This window comes from Planococcus halocryophilus (genome assembly GCF_001687585.2).
Lineage (GTDB): Bacteria > Bacillota > Bacilli > Bacillales_A > Planococcaceae > Planococcus > Planococcus halocryophilus.
In genome coordinates this window covers 1432202-1456357 of record NZ_CP016537.2, presented here as the reverse complement: position 1 = coordinate 1456357, position 24156 = coordinate 1432202, and the positions used below count along the sequence as shown (strand labels likewise).

General features: G+C 40.8%; 23 protein-coding genes, 1 other RNA gene and 2 other annotated features (1 of these 26 running past the window's edge). Of the genes, 2 read left to right on the top strand and 22 right to left on the bottom strand.

The window, feature by feature from the left end:
* Window positions 1–9: 9 nt before the first annotated feature.
* The 3 genes from yqeH to BBI08_RS07290 are packed head-to-tail and all read right to left on the bottom strand — an operon-like array spanning window position 10 to window position 2443.
* Complete coding sequence (yqeH, locus tag BBI08_RS07300; protein ID WP_008498969.1) at window positions 10–1113, bottom strand: ribosome biogenesis GTPase YqeH; 1104 nt, start codon at window positions 1111–1113, stop codon at window positions 10–12.
* On the bottom strand, window positions 1110–1631 hold the full coding sequence (locus BBI08_RS07295) for a YqeG family HAD IIIA-type phosphatase (protein ID WP_008498968.1): 522 nt from the start codon (window positions 1629–1631) through the stop codon (window positions 1110–1112). Before BBI08_RS07295 ends, yqeH begins: the two co-directional genes overlap by 4 nt.
* Before the next feature lie 38 nt (window positions 1632–1669).
* Window positions 1670–2443, bottom strand: coding sequence for a phosphatidylserine decarboxylase (locus BBI08_RS07290; RefSeq protein ID WP_008498967.1), 774 nt, complete (start codon window positions 2441–2443; stop codon window positions 1670–1672).
* Window positions 2444–2539: 96 nt separating this feature from the next.
* Here BBI08_RS07290 and pssA point away from each other — a divergent pair, with 96 nt between their 5' ends.
* Entirely contained in the window at window positions 2540–3079 is a 540-nt protein-coding gene (gene pssA, locus BBI08_RS07285) for a CDP-diacylglycerol--serine O-phosphatidyltransferase (protein WP_065527912.1), read from the top strand.
* Between the two features lie 63 nt (window positions 3080–3142).
* Here the strand turns inward: pssA and mtnN are convergent, their stop codons facing one another.
* The 15 genes from mtnN to cymR all read right to left on the bottom strand — a co-directional run bounded on the left by mtnN (window position 3143) and on the right by cymR (window position 18018).
* Window positions 3143–3847, bottom strand: coding sequence for a 5'-methylthioadenosine/S-adenosylhomocysteine nucleosidase (gene mtnN, locus BBI08_RS07280; protein ID WP_008498965.1), 705 nt, complete (start codon window positions 3845–3847; stop codon window positions 3143–3145).
* A gap of 74 nt (window positions 3848–3921) precedes the next feature.
* Window positions 3922–4605, bottom strand: a complete 684-nt coding sequence (locus BBI08_RS07275) for a DUF1510 family protein (RefSeq protein WP_065527911.1) — start codon at window positions 4603–4605, stop codon at window positions 3922–3924.
* A gap of 132 nt (window positions 4606–4737) precedes the next feature.
* On the bottom strand, window positions 4738–5214 hold the full coding sequence (gene greA / locus BBI08_RS07270; protein ID WP_008498960.1) for a transcription elongation factor GreA: 477 nt from the start codon (window positions 5212–5214) through the stop codon (window positions 4738–4740).
* A 76-nt stretch (window positions 5215–5290) separates the two neighbouring features.
* The gene (gene udk / locus BBI08_RS07265) at window positions 5291–5914 is read right to left on the bottom strand and encodes a uridine kinase (RefSeq protein WP_008498959.1); all 624 of its coding nucleotides are present in this window, start codon (window positions 5912–5914) and stop codon (window positions 5291–5293) included.
* Window positions 5915–5950: 36 nt separating this feature from the next.
* On the bottom strand, window positions 5951–6556 hold the full coding sequence (locus BBI08_RS07260) for an O-methyltransferase (protein ID WP_008498958.1): 606 nt from the start codon (window positions 6554–6556) through the stop codon (window positions 5951–5953).
* Between the two features lie 91 nt (window positions 6557–6647).
* Window positions 6648–7772 (bottom strand): endolytic transglycosylase MltG, encoded by a 1125-nt coding sequence (gene mltG / locus BBI08_RS07255; protein WP_082226478.1) that lies wholly within the window; start codon window positions 7770–7772, stop codon window positions 6648–6650.
* Window positions 7773–7897: 125 nt separating this feature from the next.
* Window positions 7898–8209 carry a DUF1292 domain-containing protein gene (locus tag BBI08_RS07250; RefSeq protein ID WP_008498957.1) on the bottom strand — a complete coding sequence of 104 codons (312 nt, stop codon included), beginning with the start codon at window positions 8207–8209 and terminating at the stop codon, window positions 7898–7900.
* Window positions 8210–8222: 13 nt separating this feature from the next.
* Window positions 8223–8639 (bottom strand): Holliday junction resolvase RuvX, encoded by a 417-nt coding sequence (gene ruvX, locus BBI08_RS07245; protein ID WP_040851237.1) that lies wholly within the window; start codon window positions 8637–8639, stop codon window positions 8223–8225.
* A gap of 2 nt (window positions 8640–8641) precedes the next feature.
* A complete protein-coding gene (locus BBI08_RS07240; protein WP_006828732.1) occupies window positions 8642–8908 on the bottom strand; it encodes an IreB family regulatory phosphoprotein in 267 nt (88 codons plus the stop codon).
* An 89-nt stretch (window positions 8909–8997) separates the two neighbouring features.
* A complete protein-coding gene (gene alaS / locus BBI08_RS07235; RefSeq protein ID WP_008498955.1) occupies window positions 8998–11622 on the bottom strand; it encodes an alanine--tRNA ligase in 2625 nt (874 codons plus the stop codon).
* Window positions 11623–11663: 41 nt separating this feature from the next.
* Window positions 11664–11873 (bottom strand) — a binding site (T-box leader).
* 335 nt (window positions 11874–12208) lie between these two features.
* Window positions 12209–14626 carry an SF1B family DNA helicase RecD2 gene (gene recD2 / locus BBI08_RS07230; protein ID WP_065527910.1) on the bottom strand — a complete coding sequence of 806 codons (2418 nt, stop codon included), beginning with the start codon at window positions 14624–14626 and terminating at the stop codon, window positions 12209–12211.
* Window positions 14627–14650: 24 nt separating this feature from the next.
* Complete coding sequence (locus BBI08_RS07225; RefSeq protein ID WP_205847840.1) at window positions 14651–15310, bottom strand: tetratricopeptide repeat protein; 660 nt, start codon at window positions 15308–15310, stop codon at window positions 14651–14653.
* A gap of 14 nt (window positions 15311–15324) precedes the next feature.
* Entirely contained in the window at window positions 15325–16440 is a 1116-nt protein-coding gene (gene mnmA / locus BBI08_RS07220) for a tRNA 2-thiouridine(34) synthase MnmA (protein ID WP_065527908.1), read from the bottom strand.
* Between the two features lie 13 nt (window positions 16441–16453).
* Window positions 16454–17587 (bottom strand): cysteine desulfurase family protein, encoded by a 1134-nt coding sequence (locus BBI08_RS07215; protein ID WP_065527907.1) that lies wholly within the window; start codon window positions 17585–17587, stop codon window positions 16454–16456.
* A 14-nt stretch (window positions 17588–17601) separates the two neighbouring features.
* A complete protein-coding gene (gene cymR / locus BBI08_RS07210) occupies window positions 17602–18018 on the bottom strand; it encodes a cysteine metabolism transcriptional regulator CymR (protein ID WP_008498954.1) in 417 nt (138 codons plus the stop codon).
* Between the two features lie 430 nt (window positions 18019–18448).
* On the opposite strand from cymR, the gene BBI08_RS07205 reads away from it, so the two are divergent.
* Window positions 18449–19738: a replication-associated recombination protein A gene (locus tag BBI08_RS07205; RefSeq protein WP_008498953.1), complete on the top strand. Its 1290-nt coding sequence runs from the start codon at window positions 18449–18451 to the stop codon at window positions 19736–19738.
* A 99-nt stretch (window positions 19739–19837) separates the two neighbouring features.
* Here the strand turns inward: BBI08_RS07205 and BBI08_RS07200 are convergent, their stop codons facing one another.
* The 4 genes from BBI08_RS07200 to hisS form a co-directional block, all read right to left on the bottom strand.
* Window positions 19838–20602: a tRNA threonylcarbamoyladenosine dehydratase gene (locus tag BBI08_RS07200; protein ID WP_008498952.1), complete on the bottom strand. Its 765-nt coding sequence runs from the start codon at window positions 20600–20602 to the stop codon at window positions 19838–19840.
* Between the two features lie 103 nt (window positions 20603–20705).
* Window positions 20706–20888: non-coding RNA, 6S RNA (ssrS, locus tag BBI08_RS07195), on the bottom strand.
* A 55-nt stretch (window positions 20889–20943) separates the two neighbouring features.
* Window positions 20944–22716 carry an aspartate--tRNA ligase gene (gene aspS, locus BBI08_RS07190; RefSeq protein WP_008498951.1) on the bottom strand — a complete coding sequence of 591 codons (1773 nt, stop codon included), beginning with the start codon at window positions 22714–22716 and terminating at the stop codon, window positions 20944–20946.
* Between the two features lie 2 nt (window positions 22717–22718).
* Complete coding sequence (hisS, locus tag BBI08_RS07185; protein WP_065527906.1) at window positions 22719–23999, bottom strand: histidine--tRNA ligase; 1281 nt, start codon at window positions 23997–23999, stop codon at window positions 22719–22721.
* Window positions 24000–24055: 56 nt separating this feature from the next.
* Window positions 24056–24156: a binding site (T-box leader), on the bottom strand (it continues 138 nt past the right edge of the window).

Here is a 24156-nt window from a genome sequence, read left to right as displayed (position 1 = left end):
GAAAACCTCCTAGATTAACGATGGACGTAACAATACTTCTACACCTTTAGGAGCGTGAGCTGCAACAACTGCGTTGCCGTGCTGGATCGTGATCCACCCAAGTCCGGAAAACACAATGTCGGTTTTTGCATCTTTAATGCTAAATTCGTGACGTACCAATTCTGGAAAATCGTCTTTGTATTCAGCTGAAGGCGGAGCTAGCATATCGCCCAAATGCTGCGCATATAAAGCATCAGCATTGTCTAATTTCGTACGATGAATGGGTAAATCATTCGCGATATGAACAGTGAATGAAGAGCGCTCTCCTTTAATAAAGTCAAAACGCGCCAATCCGCCTATAAATAAAGTTTGTTCTGCATTCAACTGGAAAACGCGCGGTTTAATTTCTTTCTTCGGCATAATTTGCTTTAAATCCGCTGTTTTCAAGTGGTGAGCTAATTGGTGATGATTGATGATTCCTGGTGTATCAAATAATGAACGTTCGTCATCTAACGGAATTTCAATCATATCCAATGTCGTCCCTGGGAAATGAGATGTCGTAATGACATCAGATTGCCCTGTTGCTTGTTTAATGACACGGTTGATAAAGGTTGATTTCCCAACATTTGTACAGCCGACCACATAGACATCTTTACCTTTGCGATATTTTTCGATTGCTTCCATCGCTTCTGGAACTCCAGTTCCTCTATGAGCACTGACCGTCAACACATCAATTGGTTGCAAACCTAATTTTCTCGCTTCTTGCTTCATCCAATGAATCAATTTATGCTGTTTAACTGATTTCGGCAATAAATCGGCTTTATTGGCAATTAATAAAATGTCATTGTTCCCAACAAAACGGTGAAGACCTGGAAGCCAGCTACCGTTAAAGTCGAAAATATCAACAATTTTCACGATAAGGCCATCACGTTCACCTAGCCCATTTAAAATCCGCAAAAAGTCATCATCCGTCAACGATACCGGTTGAAGCTCATTGTAATTTTTCAGACGGAAACAACGCTGACAAATAATTTCATCTTTTTCTAATGAAGACGGCGGAGCGTATCCTACCTCTTCTTTGTTTTCAGTTTGAATCTGTACACCGCATCCGATGCAAGTTGGCATTTCACTCAATTTTTTTCCTCCCACATCAATTGTCCTTTTTCTTTCAATTTCTTCATAATTTTGCGTTCGACTTTCCGATTGAAACGGGTAAAAAAGCCGTCCGACTGCGCTACTGGCAATACAAGAATAGTATGCATCTTGTTCAAATTGCCTCCGAAAATATCTGTCAGCATTTGATCTCCAATGACCACCACTTGTTCGCGTTTCGCTTCCATAATGCGAAGCGCTTTTCGAAAAGCACGTCCCATCGGTTTACGCGCTTGGTATATAAACGGAATACCTAATGGATCCGCAAACGACTTGACGCGCATTTCATTATTGTTAGAAACGATCACTACTTGTATGCCAGCATCTTTCATCGATTTCAACCAGTCAATTAATTTCGGCGTTGCATCCGGACGATCCCACTCAACAAGCGTGTTATCCAAATCCGTAATGATGCCTTTAATGTTCTTTTCAACTAAAGTTTCTGGCTTGATGTCAAAAACTTCTTTAACATACTCACTTGGTACAAATTTTTGATACACTGCTACTCACTCCTGTTTCCCGAACTTAATTCTATTGATTATACCATATTTCCTAACGTTTCTCCCACCTTGATCCTTTGTCCATTAGACATATCTTCGACAAATTTGATGGAATTCTCCTCAAAAAATAGCACAACCGTAGATCCAAAACTAAAATAGCCTACTTCACTGCCCTTTTTCCAGTCGTTCCCTGTTTCCGTTAGTTTAATGGAATTAACAAACATCGCACCAACTTTAACCACTAGCATGTTGCCAAATTCGGTTTCTAATTCGGTAATCATCCGGTAATTTCCACTAAGTGGCGATTTCCCATACTGCAATCCAGCTGCGTTTACTGGATATGATTTTTTTCCACGTATAAATTGTTTTTTCACTTTGCCGTTTACCGGACTGTGAATACGATGATAATCAGCAGGCGACAAATAAAGAACTGCATATTTCCCGTTTTGGTATTGCTCAGCCAACGCTTGATCGCCTAACAAGTCTTCCAAAGAATAATGCTGGCCTTTTACTAGAAACTGCGTGCCTTCTTTCAAATCTCCGGCAATTTCAATCTTCCCATCTACGGGAGATACCACAACACTCTCAGAAATCGGACGACTAGCTGTCTTTAACTTGCGAACAAAAAAATCATGGAGAGTCTGAAAGCTATTTAATGGTTCTTCTATATCACGCGTTGAGATTTGATAAGTCTTTATATAACCTGGAATAAACCGGCGGCTTTTAGGGGACTTCGCAAATTGACGAATTAGATTTGAAGTGAAAGCGCCGTTCGTTAGTTCAATTGAACGTTGGTACAAGTATTTTTTCATAGAGATGCCTCCGTTGCTAAAATAGTCTACCATTTTTTTACCTTTCACAGTATAATAGAGTGAACAAGTTTTCAAAAAAAGAAGGAGTGTTTTCCATTGTTAATAACAGAAAGAATGGATCACACCATAAAAAAGCTAAGGTCGCAAACCGCAAATACCATTACAGTAGGCAATATGCTGTTTGGCGGAGCTTCTCTTATGGCAACTTTAAATGGATCTTATAGCTATAGTGTGCTATTTATATTTATTGCGGCTTTTTTGGACCGCTTTGACGGTATGGTGGCAAGAAAATTCAATCAAGAATCAGATTTAGGAAAACAGCTCGACTCAATGAGTGATATTTTATCTTTTGGTGTCGCGCCCGCAATTTTAATTTACCAGCTCGTGTTGTCGGAGTTTGGCTTTGTCGGAATGGTATTTACAGTGTTTTATATTTCTGCCGGTGCTTTCCGTTTGGCTCGCTTCAATATCTCAGAATCCACTGGTTATTTCACTGGATTGCCAATTACAGCCGCAGGAACCGTTGTAACTTTATCTTATTTCGGAATTTCACTGTTCTCGCCAGTTGTATATATGTTCCTATTTATCCTCTGTGCTTTATTAATGGTCAGTACCTTTACATTGAAAAAAGTTTAAAAAGCTGAAGACGTTGAGAAAACGTCCTCAGCTTTTTTATTTTGGCCAATTCCATGCACTAGGTTAAATACGTGAAGCTAATTGACTGATGACGTTAAAGACGATTTCAGTTGAATGTTTGGCAGCTTTAGGCAAAAATTCATCAAACGACACTGAAGACTCTTTCCCAGCGATATCTGATAATGCACGAATTACCACAAATGCTACGTCAAATTGATAACAAACTTGCGCAACCGCTGCCGCTTCCATTTCAGCAGCTTTCATCGTCGGGAAGTTTTCACGTACTTTTGCAACGCGTTCCGGATCGTTCATAAACGAATCACCTGTCGCAATCAAGCCGACTGCATATTCATGTTGCCCCATATCTTTTACTGCTTTAATGGCTAATTCCATCAATTCTTCATTAGAAGTAAATGCAGCAGGCATTTGTGGAACTTGCCCCATTTCATAACCAAACACCGTAACATCAACATCGTGATGGCGAACTTCATCTGAAATGACTACTGCCCCAACTTCAAGCTCTTCATCAAATCCACCTGCTGAGCCAATGTTGATGACAACGTCCGGCTGATATTGTTGAAGAAGAATTGTCGTTGACATGGCGGCATTAACTTTACCAATCCCACTCTTTAACAAGACAATTTCCTGTCCTTCATATGTACCTATGGTAAATTCACATTTCGCAATTTCTTCCGTTCGCGCATCTTCTAACTTACTTCTCAATAATTGAACTTCTTCTTCCATAGCACCAATTACACCGATTTTCATTTGACTATTCCTCATCTCTCTCGAATATTCCTGTTCACGCTTTGGTTGTTGAATTCATAAAAAAAGACGCCTAATTAGTAGGCGCCTTTCAAGGTGTTTAAGACGTCCATTTTCACTGGTTTCCAACCTTCGCCGTCAACCCATTCTAAGTGGACACGGTATTTTTCTGATTCGTCTTTAGACTGCACAGTAGCGACTGACTTTTGAGGGCCTCCGCCATTTTTTATCATCATAACGTACATATCATTAGCATCAAGCCCTGTTGCATAAGAAACTGCTTTAACTTTTTCATTCCAGTCTTGTGAATCTTTTTGATAAACTGAGACATGTTCACCTTTTTGATCGGTGCCTATCGGTTCCCAGCTCGTGTTGATCATGGTTTCTTCTACGATTGGATCGCTTGAGTCTTCACGAGTGATGGTACCACCTTTAATAGCCTCTTCTTTTTCTTTTTCTTTTTCTTTTTCTTTTTCTTCTTCAGCTTTTTTAGCTGCTTCTTTTTCTTCCTCTGTAGGTTCAGCTTGTTCTTTGTTATTGTCTTCGCTATCACCTGAGTCACTCGTTTGTTCATCGGTTTCAGGCGAAATCACTACGGCTTCAGGTTCTTTGGCCTGATCATTCCCTCCGCTAAATAGCATCGATACGCCAATAATAAGAATCAATGCGAATACCAAACCGATCATAATATTTAAAATCGTGTTTGACCGATTTTTCTTTTTCTTCAAACGAGAGGGATACGGCTTTTCTTCATTAGACATTAGATGTCCCCCTTTCTTAAATAGTTTACCATTAAATCCGTATGACAAATTTGACGTTTCAACCATAATTTCGTTTCAACTAAAGTTTTGTTAAAGAGAAACAGCCATTCTTTTTACAGAATGGCCGCTTTATTACATGATTGACAGAATCTTGATTTCCATTTCTCCACCCGGTGTTAACACTTTAACGCGCTCACCGATTGTGCGGCCGATCATGCTTTTCGCAATTGGAGAATCATTTGAAATACGACCTTCTAAAGGATCTGCTTCTGCTGAACCTACAATTGTATATGATTCTTGATCGCCATCTGGAACTTCGATAAATGTTACCCTTGTGCCTAAACGAACGATATCTTTGTTTGATTCATTTTCATTTATGATAACTGCATTGCGAATCATTGATTCAAGTGTTGAGATGCGACCTTCTACGAAAGCCTGATCTTCTTTAGCTGAATCGTACTCAGCGTTCTCAGATAAATCGCCGAAATCACGAGCGATTTTAATGCGTTCTACCACTTCTTTACGTTTAATCGTTTTCAAAAAGTCTAATTCATCTTCCAACTTCTGCTTTCCTGCAGCTGTCATTGGAAATTGTTTTTCGTTAGCCATTCTTCCCACTCCTTCAACTGCTGACCTGGATGCCTGTATCCGTCAGTCTCGTATCATCATATTATAGTTTTACAATCTATTCAAGAATAGTTTTAATTTTTGTAACCATTAAATCAATCGCTACTTCATTTTGTCCACCTTCAGGAATAATTACATCCGCATAACGTTTTGTTGGTTCAATAAATTGGTTATGCATTGGACGAACAACCGTCAAATATTGTTCAATAACAGAATCAATTGTCCGGCCACGTTCATTAATATCACGCAATAAACGACGGATAATGCGAAGGTCGCCATCTGTATCTACGAACAGCTTGATATCCATTAATTCGCGTAAACGTAGATCTTCAAGTACTAATATACCTTCTAGAATAATAACATCTTTTGGGTCAATAATTACGGTTTCTTCTGCACGTGTATGTAGTGCGTAATTGTAGATAGGTTTTTCGATTGGGCGGCGTTCAAGCAAGTCATTAATATGCTCGATTAGTAAGTCTGTATCAAATGCCAATGGATGGTCATAATTCGTCTCTAAACGTTCTTCAAAAGCCAAATGGCTTTGATCCTTATAGTAATAGTCTTGCTCGATTACTACTACTGAGTTTTCTTTAAACACTTCATAGATTGAATTCGTTACACTCGTTTTCCCCGAGCCCGAACCCCCTGCGATCCCAATAACGACCGGCCGTTTCTTAGACATATCATTTAGCTCCCTGCAAACATCTTTTTAATGTGCTTATTTTTTCCTACAAATCATAATGCCGTCACCAGATGATAATAATTCCGTATCATAACGAGCGTCATTCAGCATATGTTCTTTAAAAGTCGCCAGATTACGGATCATTGTCCGCTTTCTTCTTGGCACTTCCGATAGCGGTATATCTGAAAGGCCATGCATAGCCATATTATCACAATATATGATGCCGCCATTTGCCAACAAAGCTTCATACTTATCAAAAAATCGCTCATACTGACCTTTTGCTGCATCTATAAAAATCGCATCATACTCTGGCTTCAAATCAGCAAGCGAGAGTTCTAATGCATCTGCATGGAAAATGCGTATGCGGTCTCCAAAACCTGATTGCTCGATAAATTCTAGCGCTTTTTGATAGCGAGAGTCGTCGCGTTCAACCGTATCTACTGTACTGCTTGGCAAAGCTTCGGTCATTTTAATCGCGGAAAATCCGATTGCCGCACCAATTTCAAGAATTTTTTCAGGCTGTTGAACTTTTAAAAGTTCAACAAGTTCCCCAATACCTTGATTTTCCATGATTGGTACATGATGCACGACGGCATAGTCCTGAATAGCTTGTAGCGTTGTGGATAATTGATTGTTCACCATACAAGAAAGCTCCTTTTCGACTACGCAAAAATCAATTCAAATATTATCATAAAAAGAGAAGGAAAGCGAGGACGCTTCCTTCTCGTGGTTCTTAATTGCCGATATATTTATCTCGGTTAGCCAAATGTTGTTCATAAGTTTTAGCAAAATGGTTTTTGCCTTCTTTATCAGCCAAGAAATAAAAATATTCGGTTTCAGCAGGGTCGAGCACTGCATCAATTGAAGATAATCCAGCATTTGCGATTGGCCCCGGTGGTAGCCCTTTATTTTTATAAGTGCTATAAGGATGCTCAAATTCATAATCAGTATTAAACAAACGATCTTTATGTTCACCCATTGCATAAAGTACTGTTGGATCTGTTTGCAAAGGCATATCGATTTCTAAACGATTATAAAAGACGCTCGCGATGGTTTGACGATCCGATTGTGCTGTTGCTTCTTCTTCTAATAGTGAAGAAAACGTTAATAACCAATGCGGAGACTGTTCCATTTCTTCTAAAATAGGTTGATATTGCATCACATTTGCTTGTGTCGTATCAAGCATTTGTTCAATGAGTACTGTTAGAGGTGGATTTTCTTCGTAGACAGGATAAGTGGCAGGATATAAATACCCCTCAAGTGCATAACGAATATTTTCACCCAGTATTTCATCTGTCAACAAATCAGGAAACTTAATCATTAATTCTTCAATATATGCAGGATCATTAATTTTCTCTAAAAATTCTTCCGCCGTATAGTCGGTTTTTTTAGCGATAACATTTTCTGCAATTTCTTCTACTGTTAAGCCTTCTGGAACATTGATGGTATAAAGAGGTTCGTGGTAAACTTTACCGGTTTTCAAACTCTCTGTAATTTCATCTAATGTCATCGATTGCACTAAGTCATACGTGCCTGCTTGAAACTCGGATTCGTTTTTAAACTTAACATAGTATTTATAAATCCGGGCATCGGTTATTACACCATTTTCTTCAAGTAATGCCGCAATGCCGTCCAAACTCGAACCAATTGGTACTTCCACCGTAATGATTTCTTCAGAATCCGGATCAACCGGTTCTAATGCATTGGAGATGTAATTATAAGTTTGAAAGCCTGCAATTCCTATAATTATTAATAGGACTAGCGCAATAATAAATACAATGCGTCGGACGACTCTCACTTCCTTTTTCTTTTCTTTCATGCGTTCAAACATGATATCTTTCTTTGTCTGTTTTTCCACGGGTTTTCCCCCCAGCTTTTCTGTTCTACAGAAGTCGGACTATTTTTGTACAACTTCTACTAGTATACAAGAAAAGTGCGCAAAAGAAAAAGACGGAATCAACAATCAATTCCGTCCTTTACATTTTAAAGCTCTTCGTTTTCTTCTTCTTCGTCAAGGAACGTGTTTAACATTTCTTCAATCATGTCCCATTCTTCGTCAGTTTCTACCGGGCGAAGCTCTCCACCACCTACTGTAGTTTCATCTGATTCAGGGTTTTCAGTGAAAGAAGATGCATGGATTTCAATTTCGCCTTCTTCATCTTCTTCAGCGCCAACTGGGAAATACAAAACATATGATTTTCCAAAGTCTGCTGACTCAAATGTAAATAGTACTTCAAATAGTTGCTCGTTGCCGTTTTCATCAACGACAGTAATGTGTTCTTGTCCGTGTTCCATTTACGTCACCTCATTATTTTTTAAAATCAAGATAACCTTGCAGTATCATTACTGCTGCCATCTTGTCGATCACTTTTTTACGGTTTTTACGGCTGACATCTGCGGAGATCAACATCTTCTCTGCTGCCGATGTCGTTAGCCGCTCATCCCAAAGCACCACCGGTATATTATACGCTTCTTTTAACAAAGCTGCAAATCTTTCGGATGCTTCAGCACGTGGTCCAATTGAATTGTTCATATTTTTCGGATAGCCAACAACGGCTTCGGTCACTTCATATTGCTTTATCAGTTCACCAAGGCGTTGCATTCCGAATTCTTCAATTGCTTCATTTATTTTGATGGTTTCAATTCCTTGGGCTGTCCACCCCATCGGATCGCTAATGGCAACTCCGATTGTTTTTGAACCAACATCAAGTCCTATTATGCGCATCATTATTCCTCGTTATTCTTTTTAATATAGAACTTTACAAGCTCTTCCAGAATTTCATCTCGTTCCAGTTTGCGAATCATATTTCGCGCATCTTGATGGCGAGGAATATAAGCCGGATCACCTGACAATAAATAGCCGACAATCTGATTGATCGGGTTATAGCCTTTTTCTTCAAGTGCAGAATGTACCTGAAGCATTACTTGCTTGACTTCTTGTTCCATCGACTCATCAGACGAATCGAATTTCATTGTGCGATCAAATGAACTCATGACAAGCACCTCGCTTTCGGATTTTAAATAGAAATAATTGCTCCTGCTGTCTGTTTTTCATTATAACCGATAGCGCAGATTTATTAAACTTATTTAACTAAGCTGTAAACCGATTTTAGTGCTTCGCCTAACTTACTTGCATCTTTAGCGCCTGCCATCGCCATATCTGGACGGCCGCCACCTTTACCGCCGCATAGCTCGGCCACATGTTTAACGATTTGTCCTGCATGATAGTCTCCACCAGCCAAGTCTTTTGTAACTCCAGCTGCCAGCATTACTTTGTCTCCATCTGTCGCACCAAGTACAATAACCGCTTTGTCCATTTTCGATTTCAAGTCATCCATCATCTGACGCAATTGGTTATTGTCTTTTGCTTCGACTTTCACCGACAAAACTGTGATATCGCCAACTTTTTGAGCTGCATCTAAAATTCCTGCCGATTGCGCGTTAGAAACTTTCGCAAGCAAGGACTCATTTTCACGCTGTAATGATTTCATCTCAGCTTGAACAGTTTGTACTTTTTGAACCATATCTCTTGGAGATGATTTTAATAATCCAGCTGCGCTTTCTAAGACGTTCTCACTATCTTTTAAGTTTTCATATGCACCTTTACCTGTTACTGCTTCGATTCTACGAATACCTGCGCCGATGCCGCCTTCAGAAACGATTTTAAATAAGCCAATCTCAGATGTATTTAATACATGGACGCCACCACATAATTCTAGAGAAAATCCACCAATTTCTACAACACGTACAACATCTCCGTATTTCTCACCGAACAATGCCATCGCGCCCATTTCTTTTGCTTCTTGCAAGTTATGATAGCCTGTTTGAACCGCAATGCCGTCCCATACTTTTTCATTAACGATTTGTTCAATCGTTTCAAGTTCTTCTTTTGTAACTTGACCAAAATGAGAAAAGTCAAAGCGAAGACGGTCTGGTCCAACATATGATCCTGCTTGATTTACATGCGTTCCTAAAACATCTTTTAACGCTTGGTGTAATAAATGTGTCGCTGTGTGATTTTTCACTGTATGACGACGTTCTGAAGCATCTACTTGTGCAAGCACTGACGATTTCGTCAATTCTCCCGTATCAATACGTACAGAATGCAAGTTTTGACCGTTAGGCGCTTTTTTAACATTTAACACAGATACTTGAACTAAATCATTGCTCAATGTTCCACGATCGGCAATTTGACCGCCGCTTTCTGCATAAAATGGTGTTTGATCTAATATAACGTCAACTTCTTCGCCTTCTTGTGCACTCTCAACAAGCTCACCGTCTTTAATAATGAACAATACGTTAGCATCTGATACCGTTTGGCTATAACCAATAAATTCACTAGCTTCTTTAATATTTCCCAATACTTCAGATTGGGACTGCATCGAATTAACGTTTTGACGTGCATTTCGTGCACGATTACGTTGTTCTTGCATCGCTGTTTCAAATCCTTTGTGATCAACAGCCATGCCTTCTTCTTCTGCGTATTCCTCAGTTAATTCAACCGGGAAGCCGTACGTATCATACAAACGGAAAGCATCTTCACCTGGAATTTCACTTTGACCAGCTGCTTTTTGTTTTTCAATTACAGACGACAAAATGGTTAAACCGTCGTGAAGTGTTTCATGGAAACGTTGTTCTTCCAATTTCATCACACGAATTATAAAGTCTTGCTTGTCGTTAACTTCTGGGTAGAAACTCTTCATCACGTCTCCAACAACTGGGACTAAATCATACATGAATGGTTGTTCCACACCTAATTTTTTCGCGTAACGAACAGCACGACGCAATAAACGGCGTAATACGTAGCCACGACCTTCATTTGATGGCAGTGCTCCGTCACCAATTGCAAATGCTACAGTTCGGATATGGTCAGCAATTACTTTGAAGGCCATGTCCATTTCAGTGTTTTCTCCGTATTTCTTACCAGAAATTTCTTCCGTTTTTTTGATAATTGGAATAAATAAATCGGTATCGTAGTTAGTTGGAACGTCTTGCGCAACACAAGCCATACGTTCTAAGCCCATTCCTGTATCGATGTTTTGTTTTGGAAGTAACGTATACGTATGATCTGGGTTGTGGTTGAATTGTGAAAATACCAAATTCCAGATTTCTAAATAACGTTCGTTTTCTCCACCTGGATATAATTCAGGATCGCTCATATCATTGCCATAACTTTCGCCACGATCGTAGAAGATTTCTGAGTTTGGACCACTTGGACCTTCTCCAATATCCCAGAAATTCCCTTCTAAACGAATAATACGTTCAGCTGGCACGCCGACTTCGTTCAACCAAATCGCGTATGCTTCTTCATCTTCTGGGTGAATCGTTACCGATAATTTATCAGCATCAAAGCCGATCCATTTGTCGTCTGTTAAGAATTCCCAAGCCCAGTGAATTGCTTCGGTTTTAAAGTATTCACCAATCGAGAAGTTCCCCAGCATTTCGAAAAATGTATGATGACGTGCCGTTTTCCCAACATTTTCAATATCATTCGTACGAATTGATTTTTGTGCGTTAACGATACGTGGGTTATTTGGAATCACACGGCCATCAAAATATTTTTTTAATGTAGCCACTCCACTGTTGATCCACAAAAGAGATGGATCTTCAAAAGGTACTAGCGGCGCACTTGGCTCCTGGTCGTGACCTTTTTCTTTAAAGAAATCGATATACATTTGTCTAATGTCTTCTGCTTTCAAGTTTTTCATCTGTTTTTCCTCCTCTACAATATAAAAAGCCCCCATCCCAAAAAAGGGACGAAGGCTTTATTTCGCGGTACCACCCTAGTTACACAAAGCTGGTGGCTTTGTGTCTCTCGAACACCTTAACGCGGTTCAACGGCAGGAATTAGCTGCACTCCGGAGTAGCTTTCTAAAATCGAATGTCGTCGGGACCTTTCAGCCGAGGATCCCGTTTCTGTCCGAAAGCGATTTTATACTGTCTCCATCAATGTGTTTGTCTATCAGTCTAATTTGAATTATAGAAAAAGCTTTGAGTGATGTCAATAGTGACTTGAAGAAATCGCTCCAGGCGGACGCTTTCCGGGGGCACGGCTTCAGCCGCTTCCCTCGCTGCGCTCAGTCCAGGGTCTTCAGCTCGTGCTGTCTCCCCAGGAGTCGCCTCCTTACGCTCTTTCTTCTAAAAGTTAAATCTTAAGATATGTAGCAAAATAGCGCAGACTCCTGCGGGAAAGCGAAGTGCTGAAATCCACTCGGGCATCAAGCCCGAGTTAGTTCAGCGCAAGCCCGCGGAAAGCGTAGCTATTTTGCGGAATATCTTCTTCACAACTAATTTTTATGCTTCCATAAATTTTTGTGGTGTGATGCCTTCCATACCGATCATTGGGTGGATGGAGTGGGCATTTTCGGTTGTTAAGCTTACTGGTCCGCTTTGTTTTGTTTCTTCGTGTTGCTTTATTTGTTGGTCGGTTTTCGGTTCTTCTGTTGAGACTGCTAGACGGCTTTGCAGTGTGGTCATGCGTTGCGTATCGTCTGTTCGTTCAACTCCGTAACGGAAGGCACTTGGGTCGCCGCATAGCACGAGAAAGTCTTTACTTCGTGTGATGCCGGTATAAAGCAAGTTGCGGCGCAACATTTTCATATAGCCTCGAACAATTGGCATAATAACCGTTGGAAATTCCGAGCCTTGGGATTTATGAATGGAACAGCAGTAAGCTAATGTTAATTGGTTTAAATCGCTACGTTCGTAAGTAACTTCGATTCCATCAAAGGAAGCAACCAACATGTCTTGTTTTTCAACCGTTTCTTTTGCTTTCATGATGGCAACAACTTCGCCCATATCGCCGTTAAAAACATTGCTTTCAGGTTGATTGACAAGTTGAAGTATTTTATCGCCAATTCGGTAGGTGATGTCCCCAAACACCAGCTCTTTTCGTTTGCCATCAGGATTTGGGTTGACCATTTCTTGAATGAGTCGGTTTAAGGCATCGATTCCTGCAGGTCCTTTGTACATTGGCGCGAGCACTTGTATGTCTTTAATCGAATGCCCTTTGGACAAGGCACTTTTTACGACTTTTTCAACAACTATAGGAATTTGATCAGCACCAGCTTTAATAAAAGAACGATCTGCCGTTTTCACTGTAATGTCTTCTGGCAATTGACCGTTTTTCATTTGGTGCGCAAGTTCTATTATTGATGAACCTGAAGATTGTCGGTATATGTCTGTTAATTCGACTGTCGGTATTCGTTTTGATTCGAGTAAATCACGCAATACTTGGCCTGGGCCGACCGGCGGCAATTGATCTTGGTCACCAACAAAAATCAATTGTGCGTCTTCTGGTACTGCTTTTAGCAATTGGTGCGCAAGCCAGGTGTCGACCATTGACATTTCGTCGATAATGATCAATTTGCCTTCGATTTCTTTTTCGGTTTCTTCGTCTTTTTCTTGACCGTTAAAGCCGAGTAAACGGTGAATCGTCATCGCTGGTAGCTCGGTTGATTCACTCAAACGTTTTGCTGCACGTCCAGTTGGAGCTGCGAGAATGATTGGAAACGGCTCTTGTTTTTTAGCATATTCTTTTGGATCGAGCGACAATCCATGCAGTTCGGCATAAATTTCTACGAGTCCACGAACGACGGTTGTTTTTCCTGTACCCGGTCCTCCTGTTAAAATCATGACCGATGAATTGATGCTACTTTCGATTGCGTCAATTTGCGTTTCAGCATAATTAACACCGAGCCGTTCTTCCGCTTCACCAAGCGCTTTTCGAATTTCTGAACTCGGGAATTTCGCACGCGATTCCTGTTCTAATAATAAAGTTTCTAGTTTAGTCGCAATGCCCACTTCTGAATAATACAGCGACGGCAAATAAAGCCGAGTTTCTTCACCCGCTACTTTGCCTTCTTCATTTAATTCGATTGCTGCTTTGGAGATCGCTTCAATCGAAATTTCTGCTTGTTGACGCGCTTCAAGCATTTCTTTGACCATCGGGATCAAAGTTTTGGCATCAACATACACATGTCCATCCGATAACGAAGCTTGGTTGAGAATATGTAAAATAGAGGCCTTAATACGGTCCGGATGACTTCCTGTAATGCCTAGCTTCATCCCTAGTTCATCAGCACGTTGAAACCCAATTCCTTCGATTTCTTCAATCAATTGAAATGGATTTTTCGTCAAAATATCAATTGTTTCTTCACGGTACGCTTGATAAATCCGCATGCCGATTTGTGGACCAAAGCCCCAATCATTTAATTGAATCATGACGCGTTCAAGTCCTAAGTTCATTTGAAGCGTGGCACGAATGGTATCTTTTTTGTCATCAGATAAACGCGGAACTTTGTCTAGTGAATCTGGGTCTTCTAAAATCTTTTTGATGGCATCTTTGCCTAGTTTTTTAACGATGGTTTCAGCCGTTTTTCGGCCTATGCCGTTAAACATATCACTCGATAAATAATGAATAATGCCTTGTTCAGTTTCAGGCACTTCTTTTGTAAATGTTTCTACTTGAAATTGAACACCGTAACGCGGGTGATTTTTTACCACGCCGGTAAAACGATATTGCTCTTCAAGAGTTAACATGGGGAAATAACCAGAAACAATGATTTCTTTTTCGGTATAAGGGGTGTTGGTTTCTTGGATTTTCACTTTTGCGATGGAGAATAAATTTTGGGGATTATGAAAAATTGAGACGACAGGACGCCCTAATACAAATTGTTTTTCTTCTTGAAATAAATCGATTTGTCCGGTCATGTCTGTCGTCTCCTTTTCCTGTAGCTATTCCAAAGTTGTTGCGATCATATCGTAAGCATAACGCGCCATTTCGTTGCGCTCATCTAACGTATATGCTTGTTTCAAGTGATACATAGCGTCTTCTTTACGATCTGTTGAAACAGCATAAAGAACACCTAAATTATAATGTGCATCCGAATGATTCGGATCTCTTTGGATTACTTCTAAAAATTGTGGTTCTGCTAGTTCAAATAATTCCATCGAAGCTAAACAAATGCCGTAACTTAAACGCGCTTGAACATCTGTTTCATCCAATTCGACTGCACGTTGAAGATAAGGAAGCGCTAGTTTTGGCTGTTCCATTTTTTCAAAACATTTGCCGATCATGAAGTGCGCATCCGCGCCTTCAATTTCGTATTGCAAGGTTTTTTCATAAAGTTTCAATGCTTCTGAATAACGCTCCGAATTGAAATATAAATTAGCTAAACCGTAAAAAGCCGTCGCAGATGTTTCATCTAGCGTAATGGCTTTTTGAAAAAAGCGCTCTGCACGATCGATTTCGTCCATCGACGTTAACACATGACCAAAATTAATATAGCCAAGCGGATTTTCCGGCTCTTCTTCGATTGCTTGTGTAAATGCTTTTATAGCTTCTTCTGTATTGCCTTCTTGTAACGCTTGTATACCAATTTCGTTATAATTCATTGCTGTCTCTCCCATTAGCCTACATATTCCAATCGTGCACCATTTTTAAAAACGTGATCGATGGTTCCGCCGCCTAAACATTCTTCGCCGTCATAAAAAACCACAGCTTGACCAGGTGTAATCGCACGTACTGGTTCTGCAAAAGTGACGATTGCTCTTTCGCCTTTAAATTCCACAGATACTCCAACATCTTGCTGACGGTAACGGAATTTTGCTGTGCATTCCAAAATACCCGTTGGTGCTGTATTTGATGTGAAACTTAAGTTTACCGCAGTTAAGCTATCTGAGAAAAGAGCGTCATGATGAATATTTTGGCCAACATATAAAACGTTGCGCTCTAAATCTTTACCGATAACGAACCATGGATCTCCTGCCCCACCAATGCCAAGCCCTTGGCGTTGGCCGATTGTATAATACATTAAGCCGTCATGCGAACCCATTTTAACGCCTTCTAAAGTTTCCATTTGCCCCGGTTGCGCTGGCAAGTATTGACCTAAGAATTCTTTGAAATTACGTTCTCCAATAAAGCAAATACCGGTTGAATCTTTTTTCATGGCTGTTGCAAGTCCTGCTTCTAAAGCAATTTCACGGACTTTTTTCTTTTCCATGTGACCAATTGGGAACATCACTTTCGACAATTGCTGTTGATCTAACTGATTTAAGAAATACGTTTGATCTTTATTATTGTCTTTGCCGCGCAACATTTTCGTTTCGCCGTTTTCTGCGTGCTCTACTTGTGCATAATGGCCTGTTGCTAAATAATCAGCGCCTAAACTTAATGCATGCTCTAGAAATGCTTTAAATTTAATTTCTTTATTGCACATTACATCTGGATTTGGTGTGCGACCTGCTTTGTATTCTTCTAAGAAATACGTGAAAACTTTGTCCCAGTATTGTTTTTCAAAATTAACCGCGTAATACGGAATGCCAATTTGGTTACAAACACGAATGACGTCTTCATAATCTTCTGTAGCGGTACATACGCCATTTTCATCGGTATCATCCCAGTTTTTCATGAAGATACCAATAACGTCATAGCCTTGTTCTTTTAATAAATACGCAGCAACCGAAGAGTCGACCCCTCCAGACATTCCGACAACAACTCGTGTATCTTGTGGTGCTTTTGTCATTTTATTCACCTTTTCATTTTATTGCCAAACGCTGGCTGATTTGCGCTGTCTTTTCGGCAGCTTGTTCAATGGTTTCAGACGTTAATCCTAAGCCGAAGCTAAATCGAATGGAATTACGTATTTCAACAGCCTTTTCACCGTACATGGCAACGAGCACATGAGAAGGATCGATTGATCCCGCTGTGCACGCCGATCCACTAGAAGCTGATATACCCGCTAAATCCAAGTTAATCAAAAACGATTCGATTTCAATGCCTGAAATGCTGAGATTTAAAATATGCGGCATAGAATTACTGCCATTTTCTTTATAGTCAACGCCTTGTTTATCTAAAACGTCTTTGAAAATTGTTTTATATTGCTCATAAACTGAGTTTTTTTCTTCCATCGTTGCTAACGCAATTTCTGCTGCTTTAGCAAACGCTGAAATCGCCGGTACGTTTTCCGTTCCCGCGCGACGTTTACGTTCTTGCTCTCCGCCGTAAAGAAGCGGAGAAAGTGCCGTTCCTTTACGCTGATATAAAAAGCCAACACCTTTAGGTCCATTTAGTTTATGCGCAGAAACCGATAATAAATCGACGTTTAACAAGTTGACATCGATCGGCAATATACCAAACGCTTGAACCGCGTCAGTGTGGAATGTCACTTCTGTATCTTTTAACAACTCACCAATCTCGGCAATTGGTTGAATCGTTCCGACCTCATTATTGCCCAACATGACCGACACTAGAATTGTATCGTCACGAAGCGCATTTTTCACGTCTTCTGCTCGCACGCATCCATTTTTGCCCACTGGCAAGTAAGTTACGTCGTAGCCTTCGCGCTCTAGTTTTTCGCAAGCATGCAAGACCGCATGGTGTTCAATAACTGTCGTAATGATATGTTTCCCATTCTTTTTTGCAGCAGTGCCGAAAATTGCTAAGTTATCAGCTTCTGTTCCACCATTTGTAAAAATGATTTCATTGTCATCCGCGTGAATACTGTTAGCCAATAATTTACGCGCATCGTCTAACACTTTACGCGCCGCTCTACCAGTTGTATGAATGCTTGAAGGGTTGCCATAAACTGAGGCAAGCGCTTCAGAAAAAGTAGTGATCACTTCCGGGTGCATTGGCGAAGTCGCCGCATGGTCTAAATAAATTCGATTCATGATTTGCAAACTCCTTATATATAATACATATAGTTTTCTGTTTCATCGTTTTCAGCATTAGCCAAATCTTCGATGGTGGTCGTGTCCAAGACATTTTTCACTGCATCACGAATGCGTACCCATAGCTCGCGCTGTGGTTGCTTTTCGTCTTCGATGCCTTCAACTGGCTGAATAGGTCCTTCAAGAACACGAATCACGTCTCCAGCTGAAATTTCTTTTGGGTGGCGTGTCAACATATAGCCACCATATGCCCCGCGGACACTTTTAACTAATCCCGAATTACGCAACGGGCCGACTAATTGTTCTAAATAAGCTTCAGAAAGGTCATTTTGTGCTGCGATTTTACGTAGCGGTAACGGACCTTCACCGTAATTTTTTCCAAGATCGATCATAATTGTAAGCCCATAACGGCCTTTTGTTGAAATTTTCATGAGTACACCTCTAAGTTTGATAATTTTCATAAGATTGGTATTCCGTAAACTAGCTACGCTTTCCTGCGGGCGAGCGCCAAGCCGCTTCGTCGCTATGCTCCTGCAGGGTCTTGACTGTCTCGCTTTCCCGCGGGAGTCTCCGCTAGTTTACTCCATACTTGTTTAATAGAAATAGCTAACTATATAAATACTTGTTTAAAACAAATAAATTATTCTCGATAAAAAATCCAATTTACTCTTATCGAACAATTTACTACATGCGACTAGTTTTATTAACAGAATAATGCTAATAATACATCGTAAAATCGCCGGTTTAACTGCGTATATTCTTCAAAACAGTATAGCATAATTCGACACGAATGGACTTGCAATGACTTTTGAAATCCTAAACGCTATACTGATAGAACGAATGTACGAAAGGAGTTTTCTTATGCATAACGAGCCTTTAGCTTTTCGTATGCGTCCACGAACCATTGATGAAGTCGTCGGACAAAAAGATGTAATTGGACCGCATACGGCTTTATATAAAATGATCAGCAACGGTCATGTCCCGTCGATGCTACTTTACGGAGAACCAGGAATCGGCAAAACTTCCATCGCTCACGCTATCGCAGGGACATCGAATTTACCTTTTATCGCTTTGAATGCTACAACTTCTGGCAAGAAAGATGTCGAAGAAGTCGTTACCGAAGCTCGAATGACTGGAAAAGTGTTGTTATTTCTCGATGAAATCCATCGCTTTAATAAATTACAACAAGATGCATTGTTACCGCATGTCGAAAGCGGTTCGATTGTCTTGATTGGCGCGACGACTGAAAACCCCTTTCACGATGTTAATCCCGCGATTCGTTCACGTTGCGGTGAAATCAAACAGTTAAAACGATTATCTCACGAAGACATCGTTCAACTTTTAAACGCCGCTTTAACCGAACCAAAACGAGGACTCGGCAACGAACAAATCGAGATTTCTGAAAAACAAGTGGAGCGCATCGCAGAAGGCACAAACGGCGATGCCCGAAAAGCATTGACAATGCTAGAGTCGATTGTTATTGCTTCAGATGAAATTGACGGTAAATTTATTGTTGAAGATCAGATGATCGAGCAAATGATCAAACGTGTTGGTGTGTTTGGTGATAAAAAAGGATCTCACTTTTTCAATTTACTATCTGCTTTACAAAAATCAGTACGCGGTAGCGACGTGAACGCTGCGATGTATTATTTGGCGCACTTGCTTGAAAATGGTGATTTAACGGCCGTTACACGCCGTTTACTCGTCATGGCATACGAAGACATTGGACTTGCAAACCCCGCAGTTGGCGGCCATGTTCTTGCAGCGTGTCAAGCAGCTGATCGTCTCGGCTTGCCAGAAGCCCGCATTCCACTGGCACAAGCGATTGCTGAAATGTGCCTATCCGAAAAATCCAATTCTGCTTATAAAGCCATTGATGCAGCGACCAGTGCAATTAATAAAGGTGAAGTTGGTGACATCCCGATGCATTTGCGTGATACGCATTACGCCGGTAGCGCAGAGCTCGGACACGGAGGCTATCGCTATCCGCATGACACGCCAATAGGTTCATTTGGTGGCTGGGCAGATCAAGATTATTTACCGAAAGAAGTAACTAAAGCTGAATTCTACAAACCGGTTATTGCTGGGGAAGAAAAAAAATTCGCCGGAATTTATGAAAAGCTAAAAAGCTTCCGAAAGAATAAAAAATAAATGCACTTAGACAAAAGCTGTTTCCTGAATTGGAAATGGCTTTTTCATTTTCATAAAACCGCAAAGAAAAACCGGCTCATGAATAGAGCCGGCTGCTAATTAATTCATGCGAACGCGTGTAATCGGAATAGATTTGGTTATGTCGTTAACTACCCAGCTCGCAGCGATCAAGCCAACCGCAGAAGGCGTGAATGCGTTTGAGGACGGCGGCATCTGCGCTTTACGAATGCTTGCATCCGGCTTACCCACGTTCTCCACCACATCTTCACGAACAATGATTGGGCTTTCATCTGAAAAGATAACAGGAATACCTTTACGAATTCCAGATTGACGTAATTTCTTGCGGATTATTTTCGCCAACGGATCCGTATGTGTTTTTGAAATATCCGCGATTTTAAAGCGTGTTGGATCGGTTTTATTCGCCGCTCCCATGCTCGCAATAATTTTAATGCCACGTTTATAGCACTCTTCCATTAAATGAACTTTATAAATCATCGTATCCGATGCATCTATAACATAATCGGGATTGTAACTGAAAAATTCTTCACATGTTTCTTCTGTATAGAACATGTGCAACGAAATGACGTTACATTCGGCATTAATGTCGGCGATGCGATCTTTCATCACACCTGCTTTAGATTTTCCCACTGTTGATAAATTGGCAACAAGCTGGCGATTAATGTTGGTAATATCGACGTTGTCCTTGTCCACAAGGATAATCGTACCTACGCCACTTCGTGCACATGCTTCAGCGGCGAATGAACCTACGCCTCCGATTCCGAGGATTGCCACTGTTGAATTTTTTAATAACTCGATGCCTTCTTTTCCTACTGCTAACTCGTTTCTCGAGAACTGATGTAACATTAGAGCCACTGCCTTTCAAAGTTGATACGCATAATAGGGATTATACACATAAAAAATCCCTTAAACAATAAATTGTCTAAGGGATAAAAATGATTTTTTTATTAAGAATCCCAATCGTGCCGTCTTTGTTGTTGCGCATCGTTTGAACCCGCTGAAAGCAGGTGGGTGACCTCTTCACCACTTATAACTTCCCGTTAAGGCATGTTAGCCATGGTGAAATGTGATCTCCCGACGACATAATGTTGGGTCAAAATCGAATTGCTTAAAACGAACACATCAGGATTCTCTATACCCGTATATTAACACAGCTTTTTTATTTAGACAAGTGTTTTACTTTAAAATTATTTATTATTCTGAATGTTCAGCATTAAGCTTAATTCATCAAGCTGTGTACCCGACACCGTACTTGGTGCATCTGTTAACAAATCACTAGCGCTCGCCGTTTTCGGGAATGCGATGGTATCACGCAAATTCGTGCGTCCTGCTAACAACATAACAAGTCGGTCTAAACCAAATGCAATCCCGCCATGCGGAGGGGTTCCGTACTCAAAAGCTTCCATCAAGAAACCAAATTGTTCGTTTGCTTCTTCTTTACTAAAGCCTAGCACTTCAAACATTTGCTCTTGAATTTCGCGACGATAAATCCGTGCCGATCCTCCACCGAGCTCATAGCCGTTCAACACAAGGTCGTAAGCCTGCGCACGAACGCTTTGCGGATCTGTTGCCAATTTGTCTAAGTCTTCTTCAAACGGCATTGTGAACGGATGGTGAGCTGCATAGTAACGACCATCTTTTTCATCGTACTCAAGCAATGGCCAATCCGTAATCCATAAGAATTTATAAACCGAGCTGTCAATCAACCCTAATTCTTTACCAAATTTCAATCGAAGTGCACCAAGCGCATCTGCGACTACCGATTTTTTATCTGCAACAAATAATAATAAGTCGCCAGCTTCTGCTTGTGCACGGTCTGTTAAGGCAGTTGCTGCTTCGCCTTCGAAGAATTTAGCAATCGGTCCTTTCACGCCTTCTTCTTCCACTTTCAACCAAGCAAGGCCTTTTGCTCCGTAAACTGCAGCAAATGTGCCTAATGCATCGATATCTTTACGAGAATAATTTGCCGCTTGCCCTTTAACATTAATCAATTTTACTTGACCGCCATTTTCAATTGCGCCAGTAAATACTTTGAACGCTGAATCCTTCACTAAATCAGAAACATCCACAAGTTCTAGACCAAAACGCACATCCGGTTTGTCTGAACCAAAACGATCCATTGCTTCTGTGTACTTCATACGTTGGAAAGTTGGTTCGATGTCGATTTTTTTCACATCTTTCATCATTTGAACCATTAAACGCTCGTTCATGCCAATAATGTCTTCCATTGACTGGAAACTCATTTCCATATCGATTTGTGTGAATTCTGGCTGACGATCAGCGCGAAGATCTTCATCACGGAAACAACGTGCAATTTGGTAATATTTATCAAACCCAGAAACCATCAACATTTGTTTAAACAATTGAGGAGATTGTGGCAATGCGTAAAATTCACCGTCATGAACACGGCTTGGTACTAAATAATCGCGTGCGCCTTCTGGAGTAGATTTAGTTAAGATTGGTGTTTCTACTTCGATAAATCCTTCTTCATCTAAGAACCGACGAATCGATTTGGTGACATCAGAACGCATTTTGAAAGTTTCGTACATCGCCGGGCGACGTAAGTCTAAATAACGGTATTTCAAACGCAAATCTTCGCTGACATCTGTGTTATCTTCGATTGCGAAAGGCGGGTTTTTTGCAGCATTGATCACAGTTGCATGATCTACTTGTACTTCGATTTTCCCTGTTTTCATCGTTGCGTTAATTTGACCTGCTGCTCTTTCTACTACCAGTCCGTCAATGTGCACCACAAATTCGTTGCGTAGCGATTCGCCAATTGCAGCTGCTTCTTTTGATATTTCTGGATTAAAGACAACTTGAACAATTCCAGAGCGGTCACGAACATCCACAAAAATTAGCCCGCCAAGGTCACGGCGTTTTTGTACCCATCCTTTTAATGTTACACGTTGTCCAATGACAGTTTCATTGACTTCCCCACAATAATGCGTTCTTGACATATTTATTCCTCCAGTGATTTCTTTTTCAATAAGCTTGCTGCGATTTCTTCGAATGACATTTCCTGTTGCTCACCCGTCGCCATTTCTTTTAATGCCACTTTGCCGCTCTCTAGTTCTGTTTCGCCGATGACGATGACGAATGCAGCTCCTTTGCGATCAGCAGATTTCATCTGCGCTTTTACTTTACGACCAGTGAAATCCATATCTGCTGAAATGCCGTTTACGCGTAAATCACGAACAACTGCAAAGGCTTTTTTCTTTGTCGTTTCGTCCATCGCGACGACGTATACTTCTAAGTTATTTGATTGCCCGATGACGATTTTTTCCATTTCAAGAGCCAACAATAGGCGTTCGATACTCATCGCAAATCCAATTCCTGGTGAATCTGGTCCGCCTAAATCTTCGACAAGTCCGTTATATCGACCCCCACCAGCTAAAGTAGTAATCGCGCCAAATCCTTCAGCGTCGCTCATAATTTCAAAAGCTGTGTGGTTATAGTAATCAAGGCCGCGTACTAAATTCGGATCCACGACAAATTCAATATCCATGCTTGAAAGGTATGATTGCACTTCCTCAAAATAAGCGCGAGATTCCGCGTTCAAATAATCTGTAAGTGATGGTGCAGTCGCCATTAAGGGGTGATTGCGGTCTACTTTGCAATCCAGTATACGCAATGGATTTTTCTTTAGACGTGTTTGGCAATCATTACAAAATTCATTAATGCTAGGTTCGAAGTGTTTAATCAATGCTTCTTTGTGCGCAATGCGGCTTTCTGTGTCGCCAAGAGAATTGATCACTAAACGCAATTGCTTAAGTCCAACAGAGCGATAAACTTCCATCGCGAGTGAAATAACTTCAGCGTCAATTGCCGGATCTTTTGAACCGATTGCTTCCACGCCAAATTGCACAAACTGACGCATGCGTCCTGCTTGCGGACGCTCATAGCGGAACATGGGACCGGTATAAAATAATTTGACCGGCTGATCGGGCATACCGAATAATTTATTTTCTACATAAGAACGAACGACGGATGCAGTTCCTTCAGGGCGTAGCGTTAATGAACGATCGCCTCGGTCTTGGAATGTGTACATTTCTTTTTGAACAATGTCAGTTGTGTCACCTACACCGCGTTGGAATAATTCCGTGTGTTCGAAAATTGGTGTGCGAATTTCTTTGTATTGGTAAAGTCTGCACAAGTCATTAATTTTTTGTTCAACTTCTTGCCATTTTGCTGATTGATCGGGCAGCACATCATACGTGCCGCGTGGTGCTTGAATATTCATCTCTTGATTCACTCCTTTATTTTTCCATACAAAAAAGCTCCCGCCCCTTGCTTTACGCAAGGGACGAGAGCTTGTATTAGCTTCCGCGGTTCCACCCTAGTTGATGCAAAAAACGCATCCTCTCATTCCGGGTAACGGCCGGTTCCGTTTTTTCCTA